Source organism: Promicromonospora sp. NPDC060271, from assembly GCF_042726755.1.
Taxonomy (GTDB): domain Bacteria; phylum Actinomycetota; class Actinomycetes; order Actinomycetales; family Cellulomonadaceae; genus Promicromonospora.
Window position 1 is genome coordinate 13,547 of record NZ_JBHXBG010000006.1, and the last position, 19,382, is coordinate 32,928.

Genomic DNA, 19,382 nt, shown 5'->3' on the forward strand with positions numbered 1-19,382 from the left:
ACCGGCCATGAGACCCGGATGAAAGGTCTCTCATCGGGCATCCGGCGCATCGTGCCCCCGCACCCTCGACGCACGCTTACGCTCGTGAGGTGGCCCCGACCGATCCTCTGCCCGACGCCGTGCCCGGCCGCGTGCCCGACCCTCTGGGCAGCGTCGTCCGCGCCGTCCGGGACGCCCTCGGCGGCGGCCCCGCGTACGCACCGCAGCCCCGCCTGTCCGACGCCGACGCGCCGCCCGGCACCGCGCTCGTGCTGCGGACCTCCGGTTCCACGGGAAACCCGCGCGAGGTGGCGCTGAGCGCCGCCGCCCTGCGCGCCTCGGCGGACGCCACGCACGAGCGGCTCGGCGGTCCCGGGAGCTGGCTGCTCGTGCTTCCGCCCACCCACGTCGCCGGGGTCCAGGTCATCACCAGGTCCCTCCTGGCGGACGGCGCGCTGCACCCGGACACGCTCGACCGCTTCACGGCCGCCGGGTTCGCGGCGGTCGCCGCCGGCTTCGCCGCCCCCCTGGTGCCCGGCCGGCGCGCTTACGTCTCGCTGGTCCCCACCCAGCTGCACCGGCTGGTCACCGCGGCCGACGACGGCGACCACGCGGGGCTCGACGCCCTCGCCCGGTTCGACGCGGTGCTCGTCGGCGGTGCGGCCGCGCCGGCGCCCCTGCTGGCCGCCGCCCGGGCCGCCGGCGTCCGTGTCGTCACCACCTACGGCATGTCCGAGACGAGCGGCGGCTGCGTGTACGACGGCGTCCCGCTCTCCGGCGTGCGGATCCGCCTGGCCGACGCCGACGCCCACGCGGACGCCCAGGCGGGGTCCGCCGGCGCGCCCGGGTCCGCCCCGGGAATCGGCGTCGTCGAGCTGTCCGGTCCGATGCTCGCCGAGGGCTACCTGGGCGATCCCGACGCCACCGCCGCCGCCTTCCGTACCGACCCGGACGGCACCCGCTGGTTCCGCACCTCCGACCTGGGCCGCCTGGACGACGGCCGGCTCACGATCCTCGGCCGGGCGGACGACGTCATCCTCACCGGCGGCGTCAACGTCGCCCCGGCGGCCGTCGAGGACGCCATAGCCGGACACCTCGCGGGGCTCGGCCTCCGTGGGGAGGCCTGCGTCGTCGGCGTGCCCGACGCCGAGTGGGGCCAGGCGGTCGTCGCCGTCGTCGCGACCGGTCCGGCCGGCTCGTCCGCCGCCCAGGGGCCGTCGGCCGGCCTGAGCTCGGTCCGGGACCCGGACCCTGGCGCCGGCCCGGACCTCGTCCTGGCCGACGGCGGCGGTGAGCTGCTCGCCGGGCTGCGCTCCACCGTCGGGCAGCGGCTCGGTTCCCCCGCCGCGCCGCGCCGGGTCTACGTCACCCATGCCCTGCCGACCCGTGGCCCCGGCAAGACGGACCGCCGGGCGGTGCGGGACGCCGTCGTGCGGGCCGAGGCCGCCCGGGAACCCGTGCGACCATGACTTCGTTCCTCCGCCAGGGCCTCGGACACGCCCGGGCCTGGTACGTCGAACCTGCTGGGCGCGAACCCTGTCGTCCACAGCCACTGGTCACACCTCACGAACGAAGGACACGCTGATGGCGACTGCCGCCGAGTGGATCTCCGGGGCCCGGCCCCGCACGCTGCCGGCGGCGGCGGCCCCGGTGATGGTGGGCACCGGCGCTGCCGCGCAGGTGGACGCCTCCGCGTGGCTCCCCGCGCTGCTCGCACTGGGGGTCGCCCTGGCGCTGCAGATCGGCGTCAACTACGCCAACGACTACTCCGACGGCGTCCGCGGGACCGACCTCGACCGGGTCGGACCCATGCGGCTCACCGCCTCCGGCGCCGCAGCCCCCGGCACCGTCAAGCGCGCCGCCTTCGCCGCGTTCGGCGTCGCCGCCCTGCTGGGGCTGGCGCTGTGCGCGGTCTCCGGCCACTGGTGGCTGCTCGCTGTCGGCGCGGTGTCCGTCGCCGCGGCCTGGTACTACACGGGCGGCAAGAAGCCGTACGGGTACCGGGGACTCGGCGAGATCGCCGTGTTCGTGTTCTTCGGCCTGGTCGCGGTGCTCGGCACCACGTACACGCAGGCCGACCGCATCACCTGGCCGGCGGTGCTCGGTGCCGTCGGGGTCGGCCTCATCGCGTGCGCGCTGCTCATGGTCAACAACCTGCGCGACATCCCGACCGACGTGCTCGCCGGCAAGCGCACCCTGGCCGTGCGGCTCGGCGACCACCGGGCCCGCCGGGCCTACGTGGCGATGCTGTGGGTCCCGGTGCTGCTCGGTCTGGTGTGCGCGTTCTGGGCACCGTGGTCGCTCGTCGTGCTGCTGCTGTTCGGTCCGGCCATCCTGCTGACCATCCCGGTGCTCGCCGGGGCGCGCGGCAAGCTGCTGATCCCGGTCCTGGCCGGGACGGGCCTGTACGAGCTCGGCTACGGCCTGCTGCTCTGGCTCGGCCTGTCGATCTGACCCGCGCCGGGTCGAGCGGCCGGGCCGGATCGCCGGGCCGGACGGCGGGTCAGTCGGCCTGGAGCTTCTTGTCGACCTCGGCGTCCTCGTGGGCCGCGTCGGCGTCGGTCTTCGGGAAGACCGCGCGCTCGGCGGCGCGGCGGTCCGTCCGTTCGGCGATCCACCGCGTCGCGGCGTCCCGGGGCTTGGTCAACGTCAGGTACGACAGCGCCAGCGCCACCACCACCGCCACCGTCGGGAGCAGCCAGCCCCGCAGACCGACCAGGTAGAGCAGGCCGAGGGTCGCGCCGAACAGCGCGAGGCGGAGCAGCGTGTAGGTCAGGAGTGGCACCCTCCCATCGTAAGCCGGGCCCCGGTCACACCCGGCCACGAGTTCACCCGTTCGGCCGGGCGCCTCCGGCGTGCGTCCCGTTAGGCTCCAGCCCATGCCCAAGCTCGTGTTCTTCCTCCTGTACCTCGCGCTCGTCGTCTACGCGCTGGTCGACGTGATCCAGGCGGAGGAAGAGGACCTCGGCGGGATCCAGAAGGGCTTCTGGATAGTCGCCATCGTGTTCCTTCCACTGGCGGGCTCCATCGCGTGGCTGGTGGTGAGCAACACGGCCCGACGTCGCCGGAGGAGCTCCGGCCAGCAGGTCACCGGGTTCCCGGCCGGCCAGCCGGCACCCGCCCGGTACGAGCGCCGGACGCGCTCCTGGGAGCGGGACGCCGCGCCCGTCGCGCCCGAGGACGACCCCGAGTTCATCTGGCTGATGGAACAGGCCAAGCGCAAGCGCGAGCGGGAGGCCCGCGAGGGAGCCGGCCGCACCGAGGACGCGGCGCCCAGGGACCTGCCGACGGACGCGGACGGGGACGGGCGGCAACGCGGCGAAGGTCACGCCGAGGGCTGACCCATCCCCGCCGTCCCGCCGTAGGCTGGGGGTATGCCACGCATACTCCTGATCCTGGTCGTCGTCGGACTCGCGGCGTATGCCCTGGCCGACGTCTGGGGCTCTGACGAGGACGAACGCGGCGGGCTGCCCCGGTGGCTCTGGGTGCTCCTGATCGTGCTCCTGCCCCTGCTGGGCGCGATCTCGTGGATCGTCGTGCGCGTCGCGGCCCGCCGGTCGGGCGCGGGCCCCTCGGCGCCCGGCAGCGGTCCGGGCGGAGGCGGCAGCCGTCCGACGCCGCCGCGGTCACCCCGCCCCGGCCCGCGCCGTCCCGCCGGCCCCGTCGCCCCGGACGACGACCCCGAGTTCCTCTGGCGCCTCGAGCAGGAGAAGCGCAGGCGGGAGCGGGAGGCCCGCGGCAGCCGGGACCGGGACACCCAGGACGACGACGTCTGACCGCACGAGAAATGACCATGCACTTGCTGCCAAGATCTTGAGCATCCTGGCAGCAGGTGCATGGTCATTTCCGGGCGTGCCGGGCGTGCCGGGCGGCCGTCACAGGCCCGAGTACGAGTGCTTCCCGTTGAAGATCAGGTTCACGCCCGTGAAGTTGAACAGCACGCACGCGTAGCCGGCCACGACGAACCACGCCGCGCGGGTCCCGGACCAGCCGCGCGTCGTGCGCGCGTGCAGGTAGGCCGCGTAGACGACCCACACGATGAAGCTCCAGACCTCCTTGGGGTCCCAGCCCCAGTAGCGGCCCCAGGCGTCCTCCGCCCAGATGGCGCCGCCGATGAGCGTGAAGGTCCACAGCACGAACGCCACCGAGTTGAGCCGGAACGAGAGCGACTCCAGGGCCGCCGGCGCCGGCGTGTGGTCGAGCCAGCCCCAGTGCCGGCTGCCGAGCAGCACCGAGCCGTTGTCCCGGCCGTCCCGCAGGAGCTGCAGCACCGACGTCACGAACGCGACCGTGAAGATGCCCGTCGCACAGATGGCGACGCCGACGTGGATCACGAGCCAGTACTTCTGCAGCGCGGGCTGCACGCCCATCGCCGCGACGAAGAACTGTTCCTGTGCCAGCACGAGGAACAGCACGCCGAGCCCGGTCACGAACGCGCCGAGGAAGCGCACGTCGCGCCGGACGTTGACCCCGGCGAACACAGCGACCGCCACGAAGGTGCCGACCAGCGTGAACTCGTACATGTTGGCCCACGGCGTGCGGCCGGCGGCGATCCCGCGCAGGACGATCGCGGCGAGCAGCATCGCCGCCGCCAGCCAGGTCACCGACATGCCGACGCCGGCGAACCTCCGGTTCACCGGCCCGGGGGCCGCTGCGGTGGTGTCCGGGCCGTACGGCGAGACCGCCTCGGAACCGGCGCCGGCGGCCGCGACGGCCACCTTCTCCCGGTTCCTGGCCGCGTCCCGCGCGTCGACCTTGGCGCCTGACAGGCGCGACAGGTCCACGGCGAACGCGACGAGCGCGACGGCGAGAGCCGTCGCCGCGCCCCAGACGAGCAGCACACTGAGGTTTGCCAGCTCCATGTTCAGTCCTCTTCCGATCCGGTCTCGGCACGCGGTCGCCGAGCCTGTTCTAGGGCGGCCCCCGACGCGGTCTCCGCCACCACGGGCACCGCGGCCAGCGCGCGGTCGACCTCGGCCTGCAGGCCTGCGTCGTCCCCGCGGGCAAGCCCCGCGACCTCGACCACCGTAGCGCCATCCGTGCCGACGTACGCCCGCGCCCAGACACGGCGGCGCGGCGTGAAGAGCGAGACGCTGAGCCCGCCGAGCGCGAGTAGGGAGAACACGAGCACGAACCCGAGCGACGGGTCGTGCCGCAGGTCGAGGGCCACGTAGCGCGGCAGCTCCTCGCCGAGCGTCAGGGTGCCGAGCCCGTCCGGCAGGTCGACGGTCTCGCCCGGCCGGGCCAGCACCTTGACCCGCTCGCCGTTCTCGTCGACGGCGGGCGTGAGCGACGCCGTGTCGAGCTCGTACACGTTCTGCGGGGCGCCCTCGTCGAGCCCCAGGTCGCCCGTGTACACCTCGAGCACGAGCAGCGGGTCGACGGGCTGCGGGAACGCCGAGCGGGCGGACCCGTCCGGCTCGACCTCCGCGGTCGGCAGGAAGTAGCCCACCAGCCCGATCTGGTCGAGCCCCGGGGAGACGTCCGGCACCTTGACCACGCCGCGGGACGTGTACATCGTGTCCTGCGGGATGAACGTGACGCGGCCCGCGAAGGCGACCTCGCCCTCGGCGTCGCGCACCGTGATGTCGGGCGCGAACCCGTTGCCCTGCAGGTAGATCTTGGCGCCGTCGACCATCAGCGGGTGGTTCACCTTCACGGTCTCCGGCCGCTGCTCGCCCGAGGGCTCGGTCACCGTCACGTGCGCCGTGAAGTCGCGCGCCTGCGCGAACGCCACGGTGTCGCTCGCGAACTCCGACACGAACCGGTCGAGCGTCATGGAGAACGGCACCAGCGTCTCCGGGCGGAACCAGGCGCCCTTCTCGAAGGTGTCGTAGTCGACGACGGCGTTCGCGAACCCGCGGCCCTCGGTGACTATGGCCTGGCCGCGGTAGTGCAGCAGCTGTCCCGTCGCCACCGACACGAGCAGCCCGACCAGGGCCAGGTGGAACACCAGGTTGCCGGTCTCGCGCAGGTAGCCGCGCTCGGCGCTCACGTTGGCCGACGCCGGTCGCGCCTGTACCGATGGTCGCTCCGGCCCTGCGCTCGCAAGCTCGCTCCGGCCCGACGCTCGGTGGGCGGGCTCAGTACCACGGTCCACGCGGAAGGTGGGCAGCCAGGAGATCGTGCCGCGCAGGCGGGCGGCGACGGCGTCGGCGGCCTCCTCGGGGGAGGCGGTGGTGGTCCCGGAGGCCTTGGCCGGGAACCGGTTGAACCGGGACGGCACGCGCGGCGGGCGGCCGCGCAGGGCACGGTAGTGCGCCGCCGACCGGGGCAGGATGCAGCCAACCAGCGAGACGAACAGCAGGATGTAGATCGCGGAGAACCAGACCGACGAGTAGACGTCGAAGAACCCGGCCTTGTCGAGCCACTCCCCCGCCGTCGGATGGTCTGCGAGGTACTCGATGACGCCCGCCGCGTCCTGGTTGCGCTGCGGGAGCACCGACCCGGGCACCGCCGCGACGGCGAGCAGCATGAGCAGCATGAGCGCCACGCGCATCGACGTGAGCTGGCGCCACATCCAGCGCAGCGTGCCCACCAGGCCCAGCGCGGGTGCGTTGGGCCGGTCGGGCTTCTGCTCGCCGGAGGCCGTCGGCCCGCCGGACGCCGGATCGCCCTGCGCCGGCTCGCCCTGCGTGAACTCGTCCGCGATCCCCTCGGGGACGTAGGTGCCGTCCCCACCCGTGCGGCCGGCCATCAGATCACCGTCTCGAATCCGCCGATCCAGAGCTGCATGGCACCGGTGAGGCGCGTCCACAGCCCTGTGACCAGCAGCAGCCCGACCAGCACCAGCAGCCCGCCGCCGAGGCGCAGCGCCGCGAGGCGGTGCCGGCGCAGGAAGTCCATCATGCGCTCCGAGCTCCCCAGCCCGAGGGCGACCAGCAGGAACGGGACCCCCAGGCCTATGCAGTAGGCGACGCCGAGGAGCGCGCCGCGGCCCGCCGACGCCTCGTCGATCGCGAGGACCTGTACGGCGCCGAGGGTGGGGCCGATGCAGGGCGTCCAGCCGAGGCCGAACACGATGCCGAGCAGCGGCGCACCCCAGAGCCCGGCGCGCGGTGTCACGTGGAACCGCGCCTCGCGCTGCAGGAACGGCACCGCGCCGAGGAAGCCGAGGCCGAGCAGGACGACCACCGCGCCGAGCACGCGGGTGATGACGTCCTCCCAGCGCACGAGGTAGCTGCCGAGGCTGCCGAACGCGGCGCCGAACGAGACGAAGACGACGGTGAAGCCGAGCACGAACAGCGCTACCCCTGCGACGACCCGGGAGCGGGCGGGCCTGACGCGCGTGGTCACCGCTCCGCCGGTTGCGCCGGCCTCGGCGGTCGCGTTCATCGAGGCGGCGGCCATGCCGCTCACGTAGCCGAGGTACCCGGGAACGAGCGGCAGCACGCACGGCGAGGCGAACGACACGAGGCCCGCCAGCATCGCGACGGGCACCGCCAGCAGCAGCGACCCGCTGAACGCCGTGACCGCGAGCCCGTCGCCGACGGCGGTCGCGACGGCACCGATAGGACTGCCGGGAAGCATCAGGCGGCCTCCGCCAGGACGTCGTCGATCAGCGCCTCGAGCGTCGATCCCTCGACCTGGCCGACGACCCGAGCCGCCACGTTGCCCTCCTGGTCCAGGATCACGGTGGACGGCACGGCCTGCAGCGGCACGACGCCGGACAGGCCGGCGATCACGGCGCCGGTGCGGTCCTCGATGCTCGGGTACGGCACCTCGAACGTGCGCTGGAACGCCTGGGCGGCGCCGGCGTCGTCCTCGGTGTTGATGCCGAGGAACCGCACACCCTCCTTGGACCCGGCGAGGTCCACGAGGTCGGGAGCCTCGGCGCGGCACGGGGCGCAGGAGGCGTACCAGGTGTTCACGACCACGACGTCACCCGCCCAGTCGGCGGTGTCCACGTCGTTGCCCTCGAAGTCGGTGCCCTCGATGGCGACGGGTCCCCTGCGGTCCCCGACGTCGTACGTCTGCACGGACCCGTCCCCTGAGACATACCCCTGCCCGACGACGTCGCCTGCGCCGGACTCCTCGGGCGAGCACCCGGCGAGAGCGGCCACCAGGCCGATGACGATGCCGACCGCCACTATCCACTGCACGACCCTGAAGGTCTTTCCCCGCATCACGCTCCGGCGACCTTGCTCGCGCCGTCGTAGAGCTCCGCGGCGGGCTCCGTGTAGTGGAGGCCGACGAACCGGTCGTCCTCGAAGCGCAGGGACGTCAGCGACGCCAGGTTGCACTGGCGGCGGCGCGGGTCGTGCCAGAGCTGGCCGCCCTCGAGCGAACGGCGGGTGACCCAGATGGGGAGCTGGTGGCTGACGAGCACGATCTCGTGGCCCTCCGCGGCCTTGCGAGCGTCCTCGACGGCGGCGCGCATGCGCTCGACCTGCTGCGTGTACGGCTCCCCCCACGACGGGCGGAACGGGTTCCACATGTACGGCCAGTTCTGCGGGCTCCGGAGCGCGCCTCCGCCGCCGCCGACGGGCAGGCCCTCGTAGCGGTTGCCGGCCTCGATGATGCGGTCGTCCGTCGCGAGCTCCAGCCCGAAGCCCTGCGCAACGGGGGCGGCCGTCTCCTGCGCGCGCTGCAGCGGGGAGGCCACCACCCGGACCACGTCGTGACCGGTGCTGGTGAGGTGGTCGGCGACGATCTTCGCCATCGCCTGGCCACGGTCGGAGAGGCGGTAGCCGGGCAGCCGTCCGTACAGGACACCGTCGGGGTTGTACACCTCGCCGTGCCGCAGCAGGTGAACCGTCGTGGAAACCATGGCGCCCAGTCTCGCACCCGACCCTGGGTGCCGGTGACCTCGGAAGTGTGGATTACGTCATCCTGCGCCCGACCTGGTGACCCGGCGGGTCAGTCGCAGTGGGCCGTCAGGCCCTCCTCGGTACCGCCGGAGAGCTTCGAGGACTCGGCCACCTTGGCCATGATGCGGCCGAGGGCCGCGAACTCGTCGGGCTCCAGGGCCTCGACCATGATGCGGCGCACCGCGGCGACGTGGCCGGGCGCCGCCGCCTCGAGGGCCGCGCGGCCGGCGTCGGTCATCGTGCAGTTCACACCGCGCCGGTCGCCCTCGGCGGCGCGACGCTCGACCAGCCCGCGCGACTCCATGCGCGCGACGGTGTGCGTGAGCCGGCTGCGCGACAGCACGAGGCCGTCGGCGAGCGTCGACATCCGCATGGTGAGCTCCGGTGCCTCCGAGAGCTGCACCAGCAGGCTGTACTCGCCGAGGGAGAGATCGAGGGTGCGGTCGTGGACCGCGCCGAGCGCCTCGACGAAGCGTGCGGTGCCTTCGAGATAGTGCCGCCAGGAGCCCTGCTGCTCCTCGGTCAGCCACAGGTCCTGCTGCTCGACCGTCTGCACCGTCATCTCGCCACCGCCTTCGTGCTGCCTCGGACACCCTGGGAATACGTTACGGGACCCGCTATGTTGGACCATCTCGGGTAGTTGATCTCTAAACTATCCACCCAAATCGCCGCTTCACCAAGGAGTCCTCACTCATGGCCACCCCGCTCCCCGCCGGACTGACCGCCGGCACCTACGACATCGATGCATCCCACACCACCGCGGCCTTCTCGGTTCGCCACGCGGGTATCGCGAAGGTGCGCGGCACCATCGCCGTCTCCTCTGGCACCATCACGGTCGGTGAGGACCTCGAGTCGTCGAGCGTCACCGCCGAGCTGGACGCACAGTCCGTCAACACGGGCGACGCCGGTCGCGACGGCCACCTGAAGAGCGCCGACTTCTGGCACGCCGACGAGAACCCGGCCTGGACCTTCTCGTCCACCGCCATCCGCCCCGAGGGCGACGCCTACATCATCTCGGGCGACCTGACCATCAACGGTGTCACCAAGGGCGTCGAGCTGGAGACCGAGTTCACCGGCACCGCCAAGGACCCGTTCGGCAACAACCGTGCCGGCTTCGAGGCCGCCCTCGAGATCAACCGCAAGGAGTTCGGCCTGACCTGGAACGCCTCGCTGGAGACCGGCGGCTTCCTGGTGGGCGACAAGGTGAAGATCACCCTGGACGTCAGCGCGATCGCCAAGGCCTGACCTCGGTCGGACGGCTCGCTCGGACAGCTCGCTCAGACATAGCCCGTGCCGGTGACGGCACGGGCTATGTCTTTGATGTCGGCGGGGCGCACCCGGCAGCATCCGCCCACTATCCGCGCGCCGTCAGCGACCCACTGCCGCGCCTGCTGCCCTGGCCGTGCGGACCGTTCCGCCGGACCCGCCCAGCTGCGCCGCCCGGCATCCCAGCTCTCTCCGCTGTTCGGGTAGACGATCACCGGCTTCCCGGTCGCCTCTCGGGCGGCGACGACCGCCGCAGGCACGTCGGACGGCGCGCAGCAGTTGACCCCCACCGCCACGACCTCCGGCACGTCCCGCGCGAGGGCGAACGCCTCGGCGAGCGGCTGCCCGGCGCGGGTGCGGTCGCCGTCGATGCTGTACGTCAGCCACACGGGGATGCCCACCCCTGAGATCACCGACATCAGCGCTTCCGCCTCGTCCAGGTCCGGGATCGTCTCGAGCGCCAGCACGTCCGGCCCGGCGTCGGCCAGCACCTCCAGCCGACGTCGGTGCCAGGCCGCCAGCTCGGCCACGCTCAGCCCGTACCGGCCCCGGTACTCCGAACCGTCGGCCAGGCTCGCGCCGTAGGGACCCACCGACGCGGCGACCCAGCGGTCCCGCCCGTCGTCGGCCAGCTCGTCACGGGCGTCGCGGCCCAGCTCGACGCTGCGCCGGAGCAGCCGGACGGCGTCGTCCCGATCGACCCCGTGCGCCTCGAAGCCCTCGAACGAGGCCTGGTAGCTCGCCGTCGTCGCGATCACGGCGCCGGCGCGGAAGAACGACAGGTGGGCGGCCTTGATCTCGTCGGGGGCGTCCGTCAGCAGCCGCGCCGACCACAGGCCGTCCGACAGGTCGTGCCCGCGCGCCTCGAGCTCGGTCGCCAGGCCGCCGTCCGTGACCAGGACCGTGTCGTCGTTCTCGAGGAATCCCACGGGACGACCCTAAGGGTGCACGATCAACCACGTCGCGACCGCCGGCCGCACGCCCGCGTTCCGGATCCGGTGCGGCACCGAGCACGGATAGCTGATGGAGTCGCCCGCCGCGAGCACCACCTCGTCGTCGGCCAGCTCGACGGTGAGCTCGCCCGCCACGACGTTGCCGATCTCGTAGCCCTCGTGCTTGAACGGCTCGACGTCACCGAGGGTGGCCGTGGCACCGGGCGGGTAGACCGACTCGAAGAAGTCGAGGCCGCGGGTCGGGTTGGGCGAGAGCCGGCGGAACGTGACCCCGCCGTCGAGGGTCACCGGAGAAGCCTCCCAGCCGCGGGTGACCGCTATCCCCGCGTGGTCGAGGTCCGTCGTCCCGCCGCGCGGAGCGGCGACGGCGTCCGGCGGCTCGAACACGTCGGACAGCGAGACCCCCAACGCGTCGGTGATCGCGAGCAGACGCACCACCGACGGCCGCATGACGTCCCGTTCGATCTGCGACACGGCGCTGGCCGAGATACCGAGCGTCGCGGCGAGGCTGCGTGCGGACACACCCCGCGCCACGCGGAGGCCGCGGAGCCGGGCGCCGAGAGACGGTTCGGAGGACACGGCCGCATCGTACGAGTGCACCGGGCCCCGCGCGGCCCTCGCCCGCACGACACACCGGTCGACACGCCCTGATTCACGCACTCGTCACGCACCGAAAACACGCGTGAAGCGGTAACTGAACATGAGCCTTACGACGTGGTTACCCCGGGGAAACCAGCCGCCCGCCGTTAACCCATAACTTCATGTCGACCCAGCGACCACCCTTCGGAAGGCAGTGCTCATGACCGAGAACACGGAGGTGGCGGCCTCCTCGGCCCGCGCACCCCAGGACCCGCCCGGCGATGTCTCCGGCGGCGAGCACGACCTCGTCGAGGCCGCCGGGCACCCGGTCGGGTCCGGCAACGTCAAGCCTTCCTACGACCCCCGGCTCGCCAATGAGGACCTCGCCCCCTTGCGGGAGCAGAAGTGGTCGTCGTACAACATCTTCGCCTTCTGGATGTCCGACGTGCACAGCGTCGGCGGCTACGTGACCGCCGGCAGCCTCTTCGCGCTCGGCATCGCGAGCTGGCAGGTGCTGCTGGCCCTGCTGGTCGGCATCGTCATCGTGCAGGTGTTCACCAACCTGGTCGCCAAGCCGAGCCAGAACACCGGGGTGCCCTACCCCGTGATCAACCGCGCGGTCTTCGGCGTCAAGGGCGCGAACATCCCCGCGATCATCCGCGGCCTCATCGCCGTCGCCTGGTACGGCGTGCAGACGTTCCTCGCCGCGCAGGCGCTGAACATCGTCTTCCTCAAGTTCGTCCCCGCCAGTGCCGCACTCGTCGAGCCGACGTTCCTCGGGCTGAACGCCCTGGGCTGGATCTCGTACGCCGTGCTCTGGTTCGCGCAGGCCGCGCTGTTCTGGAACGGCATGGAGACCATCCGGCGGTTCATCGACTGGGCCGGTCCCGCCGTCTACGTCGTGATGATCGTGCTGGCGGTCTACCTCGTCTCGGAGGCGAGCTGGTCCGACATCAGCCTGAACCTGCACGAGGGCGAGCCGCTCACCGGCTGGGCCTCGGTAGGGGTCTTCTGCACGGCCGTCGCGATCGTCGTGTCCTACTTCTCCGGGCCCATGCTGAACTTCGGCGACTTCGCGCGGTACGGGCGCTCGTTCAAGGCCGTGAAGCGCGGCAACCTGCTCGGCCTGCCGGTCAACTTCCTGTTCTTCTCGCTCCTGACGGTCATCACGGCGTCGGCGACGGTGCCGGTGTTCGGCGAGCTCATCACCGACCCCATCCACACCGTCGAGCGCATCGACACCCCGTTCGCGATCCTGCTCGGCGGCCTGACCTTCGTGACCGCGACGGTGGGCATCAACATCGTCGCGAACTTCATCTCCCCCGCGTTCGACTTCTCCAACGTGGCCCCGCAGAAGATCAGCTGGCGCATGGGCGGCATGATCGCCGCGGTCGGGTCCGTGGCCCTGCTGCCCTGGAACTGGTACAACAACGCCGACGCGATCCACTACACGCTCGGCGTGCTCGGTGCCCTGATCGGCCCGCTGTTCGGCATCCTGATCGCCGGCTACTACTTCGCGGCCAGGCAGCGGGTGCTCGTCGACGACATGTTCACCATGTCGCCTGAGGGTGCCTACTGGTACACGAACGGCTACAACCGCAACGGTGTGCTCGCGATCTTCCTGGCCGGCGTGCCGACCGTCCTCCTGGGCGTCCTGCCCAAGCTGATCGCCGACCTCGGGTACTTCGACATCTCCTGGATCGGCAACTACACCTGGTTCATCGGGTGCGGCCTCGGCTTCGTCGCCTTCCGGTGGCTGGAGCGGCTCAGCCCGCAGATCCCGTCGTTCGACGGCGTCACCGAGGGTGTGGCCGACGGCGCAGCGGGCACCAAGGCCTGAGGGTGCGGATCCACCTCGTCAACCCCAACACCTCCCGGGCGATGACCGGCAAGATCGCGGTCACCGCCCGGGAGGTCGCCGGGCCGGACGTCACCGCCGTCGCCACCTGCCCGGACCCCGGCGCGGGCCCCGCCGCCGTCGAGAGCCACACCGACGAGGCGTGGGCCGCGCTCGTGGTGGCGCAGCAGGTCGCGGCCGCGGAGGCGGCGGACGTCGGTCCAGCGGACGGCTACGTCGTCGCCTGCTTCGGCGACCCCGGCCTGGACGCCGCCCGCGAGCTGACGGACGGCCCGGTCGTCGGGATCGCCGAGGCGGCGATGCACCTCGCGACCCTCTCGGGCCGCACGTTCGCGGTGGTGACCACGCTGTCGCGCACCCTCGGCCGCGCGCACGACCTGGTGCGGCGCTACGGCTTCGAGGACGCGTGCGTCGCGATGTACGCGGCGGACGTCCCGGTCCTCGACCTGGAGGACGCCGGCTCGGAGGCCCGGGAGAGGATCGCCGAGCTCTGCGAGCGCGCCGTCCGCGACGACGGCGCCGACACCGTCGTGCTCGGCTGTGCCGGCATGACCGACCTCTGCGCGGACCTCACCAAGCGCACGGGCGTCCCGGTGATCGACGGCGTGGCGGCCGCCGTCGGCCTGGTGTCGGGGATGGTGCGGATGAACGTGGGCACGAGCAAGCGGGACGAGTACGCGCCCCCGCCGCGACCACCCCTCGGCTGACTCCCGTTCGCCAGGCCCCAAGGAGCCATAACCCCCGGAGTTACGGCGCCCCTGAGCCTGGGGGCGCCGCCGCGGCCCGGCGACGACTCAGAGCGCCGCCGCCCGCGTCGCCGCGTGGAACGCCAGGATCTGCAGCTCGCCGCCGACGTCGACGGAGCGCACCACCACATCGTCCGGCACCTGGAGCGCGACCGGCGCGAAGCTGAGGATCTCGCGGACGCCCGCGCCGACGACGGCGTCGGCCACGTCCTGGGCCACGTGGCCCGGCAGCGCGAGCACGACCATGCTGACCCGCTCGCGCTGGATGACCTCCGCGACGGAGCGCACGTGCTCGACGGTCACGCCGGCCACCCGCGTGCCGACGACGTCGGGCGACGCGTCGAGCAGCGCCACCACCTGGAAGCCGCGCGTCGTGTAGCCGGAGTAGTTCGCGAGGGCGTGCCCGAGGTTGCCGATGCCGACGATCGCCAGCCGGTGCTCCGTCTCGAGTCCCAGGGCGACCGTGATGTAGGAGGCGAGCGACTCGACGTCGTACCCGACGCCGCGCGTGCCGAACGAACCCAGGTAGGACAGGTCCTTGCGCAGCTGCGCCGAGCTCACGCCCGAACGCTCCGCGAGCTCCGTCGACGAGGTGAGCGCCACGCCCTCGGCCGCGAGGTCACGCAGGGCGCGCAGGTAGTACGGCAGCCTCCCTACGGTTGCTGCCGGAACTGTCCCGTCACTGAGTTCGACCACGTGCTGCTCCCCTCCCCGCGACCACTGTGTCGCGGGCGTACGCACACACTGCCGGGATGATCATGCCAGGAGGCGGGCCAGGCGCGCACCGTCCACGCGCCAGAAACCTTGCTGGACGCCGTCCACCTCGACCACGGGGACGTAGTCCCCGTACTTCTCCCGCAGCGCGGGCACGCTGTCGATGTCGACCTCGCGCCATCGGGCTCCCGCGTCCTCGCACACCCGCACCACCACGGCGCGCGCGTCCTCGCACAGATGGCACGCCTCACGCGTGTACAGGACTACCCGGGCATCGGCAGGACTTGTCACGACCCGAGGTTACGTCACGCGCGGGACCGGACCGTCCGTACCCGGCAGCCGTCCGTCCGCCCACCGCACGCCCCAGGCCAGGACCAGGAAGACCACGGCCACGAGGGTGGCGTTGGTCAGCGCCGCGCCGTAGCCGAGCACGGTGACGTCGAGGAAGGGGTACGGGTACCAGCCCGTCGCGGCTCCCCGGACGAAGGTGTAGACGAGCCACGCGATCGGGTAGACGACCGACCACCACACCGTCCGCGCGCTCATGCGGGGCCTGGGCCCTACCCACAGCCAGACGACGACCGCGAGGAGCGGCGCCAGCACGTGCAGCATCGTGTTCGCCACGGCGCCCGACGGCGTCAGCGTCACCAGCCCGCGTAGCACCGTGTTGTAGACGATCCCGGTGACGGCGATGCACAGCAGCGCGTCGAGCCGCAGGACGCGGAACACCGGCCCGTCACGGCGCGGGTCCAGGGCCAGCGCGATGGAGACCCCGCCGATCAGCAGGTTCGACTCGATGGTGAAGTAGCTGAAGAGCCGCACGAAACGTTCGGCGTGCGTGGGCGCGATACCCGGCCCGTCCACGATCGCGGTGACGAGCTCGATGGTGAAGCCGCCGAGGGCGAGGCCTGCCACCAGCAGGTGGAGGATGCGCGCGAGGATGGCCCGGTCCGGCCCGCTGATCTCTTGGCTCACGTCCCGGTTCTATCACCGGCGGCCCCTGCCTGCCCGGTGTGACCTGCACGACGTGGCGCGCGGATAGAGTGGCCTCCATGCCGTCGACGCACCCCTCGTCCGCCACCGCGGCGTTCTTCGACGTCGACAACACGATCATCCGCGGTGCGAGCGCTTTTCACCTGGCCAAGTCCGCGTACCAGCGCAAGTTCTTCGGCACGCGGGACATCCTCAGGTTCGCCGTGATCCAGGCACGCTACCTGGTGTGGGGCGAGAACAAGGAAGAGATCGACAAGGTGCGCAACCGTGCCCTGTCGCTGATCGCGGGCCGCAGCGTCGCGGAGATCGCCACCCTCGGGGAAGAGGTGTGGGACGCCGTGCTGTCGCTGCGGATCTATCCGGGCACGCGCCGCCTGCTCGACGAGCACATCGCCGCGGGCCACCAGGTCTGGCTCATCACCGCGACGCCCGTCGAGATCGCCCAGCTCATCGCGCGCCGGCTGGGCGCGACGGGCGCGCTCGGCACCATCGCCGAGCACAAGGACGGGTTCTACACGGGCCGGCTCAACGGCGACCTGATGCACGGCCAGGCCAAGGCAGCGGCCATCGTCGAGCTCGCGGAGCTGGAGGGCATCGACCTCGACGAGAGCTACGCGTACGGGGACTCGCTCAACGACCTGCCGATGATGCGTTCGGTGGGCCACCCCTGCCCGATCAACCCCGACCTGCGGCTGCGCCGGCACGCGCAGGAGGTGGGCTGGCCCATCCGGGAGTTCCGCGGACGGTCGCAGCGCGCGGCGGGGCGCAGCGTGCGTACGGCTTCCTGGGCCGGCGCCGCGTGGGTGCTTGGCCTGGTGCTGCGGGCGGCTCGGCGCCGGCTGCGCGGACAGTAGCCCGCACGGAGACACGAAGAAGGCCCGGCCCACCATGGGGCCGGGCCTGCTCGTCACGCGCCCGAGGGCGCGAGCGTCACTTCTTGTTGCGGCGCTGGTGACGCGTCTTACGAAGCAGCTTGCGGTGCTTCTTCTTCGCCATACGCTTGCGGCGCTTCTTGATGACGGAGCCCATAGGTCCTCGCAATGTTCGATCGGTCAGCGGCAGCCCGACGACGGGCCGCTCAGCGAAATGGTCCACGGTTGGTCCGGGACAGTGACGCCAGGGAGTGACGATGGCCGACCAACACGAAAGGGAGTCCGCTCACTAGGCTACCTGGTCTGACGCGCGCCCCGTAATCGACGGCGGTGTGAGGTGCGCTGAACCCGTCCCGTAGCCGGTCTACGGCCGCGCGGCGAACCGTTCGAGGAGGTCGGCGTGGCCGGAGCAGACGAGCAGGTCGTTGGCGGAGATCCGCGTCTCCGGCGTCGCGTAGACGAAGTCGACACCCGGCGACTTCACGCCGATGACCGTGATGCCGTACCGCTTGCGGATGTTGGACTGCGCGAGCGTGAAGCCCTGCGCCTCCTTGGGCGGGCGCATCTTGACGATGGTGAAGCCGTCCTCGACCTCGATGTAGTCGAGCAGCTTGCCGCTCACGAGGTGGGCGACGCGCGAACCCGCGTCGGCCTCGGGGAAGACGACGTGGTGCGCGCCGATGCGGGTCAGGATGCGGCCGTGCTCGGCGGAGATCGCCTTGGCCCAGATCTGGGGCGTGCCCAGGTCCACCAGGTTGCCCGTGATCAGCACGGACGCCTCGAGGGACGAGCCGACGCCGACCACCGCCACGCCGAAGTCCTTGGCGCCGAGCTGCTCCAGCGCCTCCGGGTTGGACGCGTCGGCCTCCACGAGCGGCAGCCGCCCGGACCACTGGGCCACCAGGACCGGGTCCTGCTCGACGGCGAGCACGTCCTGGCCGAGCCGGTCCAGGGTCGCGCCGATCGACGACCCGAACCGCCCCAGTCCGATCACGAGCACACCCGCGTCCCGCTCGGGCTTCTTCTCCGGCACGATATTCCTCTCTGGCCACTTGTCAGACGTACAGGTCACCCTAGTGACCCGTGCGCCTGACACTCTCGTCAGCTACCCGATAATCGGTCGTTCCTCGGGGAAGCGTACGATGCGCCGCCGGTCGCGCAGCGCAAGCACCGCGACCACCGTGACCGCGCCGGTGCGCCCCACGAACATCAGGAGGGCCAGCACGTATTTTCCGGCGTCGGGCAGCTCGTGCGTGATGCCTGTGGACAGGCCGACGGTCGCGAACGCCGAGAGCACCTCGAACAGCACCTGCGCCAGCGGCAGGTCCGTGACCTCCAGCAGCGCGATGCACGAGACGAGGACGATGCTCGCCCCCGTGAACACGACCGCGATGGAGAGCCGCAGGACGTCCCGCGGGATGCGGCGGCCGAACGCCTCGATGTCGCGGTCACCGCGCGCCTCGGCGACGATCGCCAGCAGCATGACTGCGAGCGTGGTCACCTTGATACCGCCCGCGGTCGACGCCGACCCACCGCCCACGAACATCAGCGCGTCCTGGATGAGCCAGCTCGACTCCGTCATGGCGCCGACGTCGACCGTGCTGAACCCGCCCGAGCGCGGCATGATCCCGGCGAAGACGGACGCCAGCAGCTTCTCCCCGAGGGTGAGGGGCCCGAACGTGTCGGGGTTGGACCACTCCAGGATCAGGAGCAGGAGCGCACCGACCACGAACAGCGCACCGCTGGTCACGATCGTGAGCTTGCTGTGCAGGGAGAGGCGCTTGGTCCAGCCGTGCCAGCGCTGGCCCACACGGGGCAGCGACCGCTGGATGTTCAGGATCACGGGGAAGCCGAGCGCGCCGATGAACACCCCGAGAGCGATCGGCAGCACGAGCGCCCAGTCGCCGACGTGCGGCATCAGGCCCTCAGTGGTGGGCACGAAGCCCGCGTTGTTGAACGCGGAGATCCCGTAGAAGAGCGCATGCCAGGCGGCGGTGCCGACGTTCTCCTCGATGACGACCAGCCGGGGGAAGATCAGCAGGGCGATCGACAGCTCGAGCGTGGTGGCGGTGACGATGATGACCCGGATCAGCGAGCCGACCTCGCCCAGCCGGGTCGTCTTCGTCTCCGACGCCGTGAGCAGCTTCTGGGTCAGCCCGATCTTGCGCGACACGATCATGCCGAGCAGGGAGGCGACGGTCATGATGCCGAAGCCGCCGACCTTGATGCCGGCGAGGATGACGATCTGCCCGTACAGGGACCAGTAGGTGGCGGTGTCCTGGACCACGAGCCCCGTCACGCACACGGCGGACACGGCGGTGAACAGGGCGTCGACCAGGCGGGCCCCCTCGCCGTCGGCGGTGGCGAACGGCACCGTCAGCAGCGCCGCGAACAGCACGACCACGCACGCGAAGACCGTGACCGCCAGTCGTGCCGGCGCCCGGAAGGCGAGCTCGTCCACGAGTTCCCGCAGCCCGAACAGCCGGTTCCGCAGGCTCCCCGCCATCCGCTGCGCTCCCTCCACCATGTCTTGTCGATCGACGCCCTACTCTGCCACGCCGCGGGAGCCGTCCTGGGCAGAAACCCTCCGCCGGCCGCAGGTCCGTTACCGT

The 19,382-nt window shown here is 71.9% G+C and carries 23 protein-coding genes; 8 read left to right on the forward strand and 15 right to left on the reverse strand.

The window, feature by feature from the left end; translation table 11 throughout:
- Positions 1-89: 89 nt before the first annotated feature.
- Entirely contained in the window at positions 90-1,448 is a 1,359-nt protein-coding gene (locus tag ACFWE2_RS01850) for an AMP-binding protein (RefSeq protein WP_377222501.1), read from the forward strand.
- Between the two features lie 115 nt (positions 1,449-1,563).
- Positions 1,564-2,433, forward strand: coding sequence for a 1,4-dihydroxy-2-naphthoate polyprenyltransferase (locus tag ACFWE2_RS01855; protein ID WP_377222502.1), 870 nt, complete (start codon positions 1,564-1,566; stop codon positions 2,431-2,433).
- Between the two features lie 49 nt (positions 2,434-2,482).
- Here ACFWE2_RS01855 and ACFWE2_RS01860 read toward each other — a convergent pair whose 3' ends face one another.
- Complete coding sequence (locus tag ACFWE2_RS01860; protein WP_377222503.1) at positions 2,483-2,764, reverse strand: DUF4229 domain-containing protein; 282 nt, start codon at positions 2,762-2,764, stop codon at positions 2,483-2,485.
- A 94-nt stretch (positions 2,765-2,858) separates the two neighbouring features.
- On the opposite strand from ACFWE2_RS01860, the gene ACFWE2_RS01865 reads away from it, so the two are divergent.
- Together ACFWE2_RS01865 and ACFWE2_RS01870 are read left to right on the forward strand one after the other, a co-directional pair.
- Positions 2,859-3,320: a PLD nuclease N-terminal domain-containing protein gene (locus ACFWE2_RS01865; RefSeq protein WP_377222504.1), complete on the forward strand. Its 462-nt coding sequence runs from the start codon at positions 2,859-2,861 to the stop codon at positions 3,318-3,320.
- A gap of 33 nt (positions 3,321-3,353) precedes the next feature.
- Positions 3,354-3,755, forward strand: a complete 402-nt coding sequence (locus ACFWE2_RS01870) for a PLDc N-terminal domain-containing protein (RefSeq protein WP_377222505.1) — start codon at positions 3,354-3,356, stop codon at positions 3,753-3,755.
- A 99-nt stretch (positions 3,756-3,854) separates the two neighbouring features.
- Here the strand turns inward: ACFWE2_RS01870 and ccsB are convergent, their stop codons facing one another.
- The 6 genes from ccsB to ACFWE2_RS01900 all read right to left on the reverse strand — a co-directional run bounded on the left by ccsB (position 3,855) and on the right by ACFWE2_RS01900 (position 9,351).
- Positions 3,855-4,841, reverse strand: a complete 987-nt coding sequence (ccsB, locus tag ACFWE2_RS01875) for a c-type cytochrome biogenesis protein CcsB (protein WP_377222506.1) — start codon at positions 4,839-4,841, stop codon at positions 3,855-3,857.
- Positions 4,842-4,843: 2 nt separating this feature from the next.
- Positions 4,844-6,676: a cytochrome c biogenesis protein ResB gene (locus ACFWE2_RS01880; RefSeq protein WP_377222507.1), complete on the reverse strand. Its 1,833-nt coding sequence runs from the start codon at positions 6,674-6,676 to the stop codon at positions 4,844-4,846.
- Positions 6,676-7,509 carry a cytochrome c biogenesis CcdA family protein gene (locus ACFWE2_RS01885; RefSeq protein WP_377222508.1) on the reverse strand — a complete coding sequence of 278 codons (834 nt, stop codon included), beginning with the start codon at positions 7,507-7,509 and terminating at the stop codon, positions 6,676-6,678. The genes ACFWE2_RS01880 and ACFWE2_RS01885 overlap by 1 nt, the downstream gene beginning before the upstream one ends.
- Positions 7,509-8,105 (reverse strand): TlpA family protein disulfide reductase, encoded by a 597-nt coding sequence (locus tag ACFWE2_RS01890; RefSeq protein ID WP_377222509.1) that lies wholly within the window; start codon positions 8,103-8,105, stop codon positions 7,509-7,511. The genes ACFWE2_RS01885 and ACFWE2_RS01890 overlap by 1 nt, the downstream gene beginning before the upstream one ends.
- Entirely contained in the window at positions 8,105-8,749 is a 645-nt protein-coding gene (locus ACFWE2_RS01895) for a histidine phosphatase family protein (RefSeq protein ID WP_377222510.1), read from the reverse strand. The genes ACFWE2_RS01890 and ACFWE2_RS01895 overlap by 1 nt, the downstream gene beginning before the upstream one ends.
- An 89-nt stretch (positions 8,750-8,838) precedes the next feature.
- A complete protein-coding gene (locus tag ACFWE2_RS01900; protein WP_377222511.1) occupies positions 8,839-9,351 on the reverse strand; it encodes a MarR family winged helix-turn-helix transcriptional regulator in 513 nt (170 codons plus the stop codon).
- A gap of 131 nt (positions 9,352-9,482) precedes the next feature.
- On the opposite strand from ACFWE2_RS01900, the gene ACFWE2_RS01905 reads away from it, so the two are divergent.
- On the forward strand, positions 9,483-10,034 hold the full coding sequence (locus tag ACFWE2_RS01905; RefSeq protein ID WP_377222512.1) for a YceI family protein: 552 nt from the start codon (positions 9,483-9,485) through the stop codon (positions 10,032-10,034).
- A gap of 32 nt (positions 10,035-10,066) precedes the next feature.
- On the opposite strand, the gene mmuM is transcribed toward ACFWE2_RS01905, so the two are convergent.
- Both mmuM and ACFWE2_RS01915 read right to left on the reverse strand, forming a co-directional pair.
- The gene (gene mmuM / locus ACFWE2_RS01910; RefSeq protein ID WP_377222513.1) at positions 10,067-10,984 is read right to left on the reverse strand and encodes a homocysteine S-methyltransferase; all 918 of its coding nucleotides are present in this window, start codon (positions 10,982-10,984) and stop codon (positions 10,067-10,069) included.
- A 9-nt stretch (positions 10,985-10,993) separates the two neighbouring features.
- Complete coding sequence (locus tag ACFWE2_RS01915) at positions 10,994-11,587, reverse strand: cupin domain-containing protein (RefSeq protein ID WP_377222514.1); 594 nt, start codon at positions 11,585-11,587, stop codon at positions 10,994-10,996.
- Positions 11,588-11,807: 220 nt separating this feature from the next.
- Between ACFWE2_RS01915 and ACFWE2_RS01920 the strand changes: the two genes are divergently transcribed.
- Together ACFWE2_RS01920 and ACFWE2_RS01925 are read left to right on the forward strand one after the other, a co-directional pair.
- The gene (locus ACFWE2_RS01920; RefSeq protein WP_377222515.1) at positions 11,808-13,427 is read left to right on the forward strand and encodes an NCS1 family nucleobase:cation symporter-1; all 1,620 of its coding nucleotides are present in this window, start codon (positions 11,808-11,810) and stop codon (positions 13,425-13,427) included.
- A gap of 2 nt (positions 13,428-13,429) precedes the next feature.
- Entirely contained in the window at positions 13,430-14,152 is a 723-nt protein-coding gene (locus tag ACFWE2_RS01925; protein WP_377222516.1) for an aspartate/glutamate racemase family protein, read from the forward strand.
- A gap of 87 nt (positions 14,153-14,239) precedes the next feature.
- On the opposite strand, the gene ACFWE2_RS01930 is transcribed toward ACFWE2_RS01925, so the two are convergent.
- Genes ACFWE2_RS01930 through ACFWE2_RS01940 form a run of 3 tightly spaced genes read right to left on the reverse strand, consistent with a single transcriptional unit; the run spans position 14,240 to position 15,880 of the window.
- Entirely contained in the window at positions 14,240-14,887 is a 648-nt protein-coding gene (locus ACFWE2_RS01930; protein WP_377222517.1) for a redox-sensing transcriptional repressor Rex, read from the reverse strand.
- A gap of 60 nt (positions 14,888-14,947) precedes the next feature.
- Positions 14,948-15,196: a glutaredoxin family protein gene (locus tag ACFWE2_RS01935; protein WP_377222518.1), complete on the reverse strand. Its 249-nt coding sequence runs from the start codon at positions 15,194-15,196 to the stop codon at positions 14,948-14,950.
- Between the two features lie 9 nt (positions 15,197-15,205).
- Positions 15,206-15,880, reverse strand: a complete 675-nt coding sequence (locus ACFWE2_RS01940; protein ID WP_377222519.1) for a Pr6Pr family membrane protein — start codon at positions 15,878-15,880, stop codon at positions 15,206-15,208.
- 77 nt (positions 15,881-15,957) lie between these two features.
- Between ACFWE2_RS01940 and ACFWE2_RS01945 the strand changes: the two genes are divergently transcribed.
- Positions 15,958-16,752 carry an HAD family hydrolase gene (locus ACFWE2_RS01945; protein ID WP_377222520.1) on the forward strand — a complete coding sequence of 265 codons (795 nt, stop codon included), beginning with the start codon at positions 15,958-15,960 and terminating at the stop codon, positions 16,750-16,752.
- A gap of 76 nt (positions 16,753-16,828) precedes the next feature.
- Here ACFWE2_RS01945 and ACFWE2_RS01950 read toward each other — a convergent pair whose 3' ends face one another.
- From ACFWE2_RS01950 to ACFWE2_RS01960, 3 genes are all read right to left on the reverse strand, one after another.
- Positions 16,829-16,927 (reverse strand): 30S ribosomal protein bS22, encoded by a 99-nt coding sequence (locus tag ACFWE2_RS01950; protein ID WP_003792170.1) that lies wholly within the window; start codon positions 16,925-16,927, stop codon positions 16,829-16,831.
- Between the two features lie 207 nt (positions 16,928-17,134).
- On the reverse strand, positions 17,135-17,803 hold the full coding sequence (locus ACFWE2_RS01955) for a TrkA family potassium uptake protein (RefSeq protein ID WP_116673486.1): 669 nt from the start codon (positions 17,801-17,803) through the stop codon (positions 17,135-17,137).
- A 72-nt stretch (positions 17,804-17,875) separates the two neighbouring features.
- Complete coding sequence (locus ACFWE2_RS01960) at positions 17,876-19,276, reverse strand: TrkH family potassium uptake protein (protein WP_377222521.1); 1,401 nt, start codon at positions 19,274-19,276, stop codon at positions 17,876-17,878.
- Positions 19,277-19,382 lie beyond the last annotated feature (106 nt).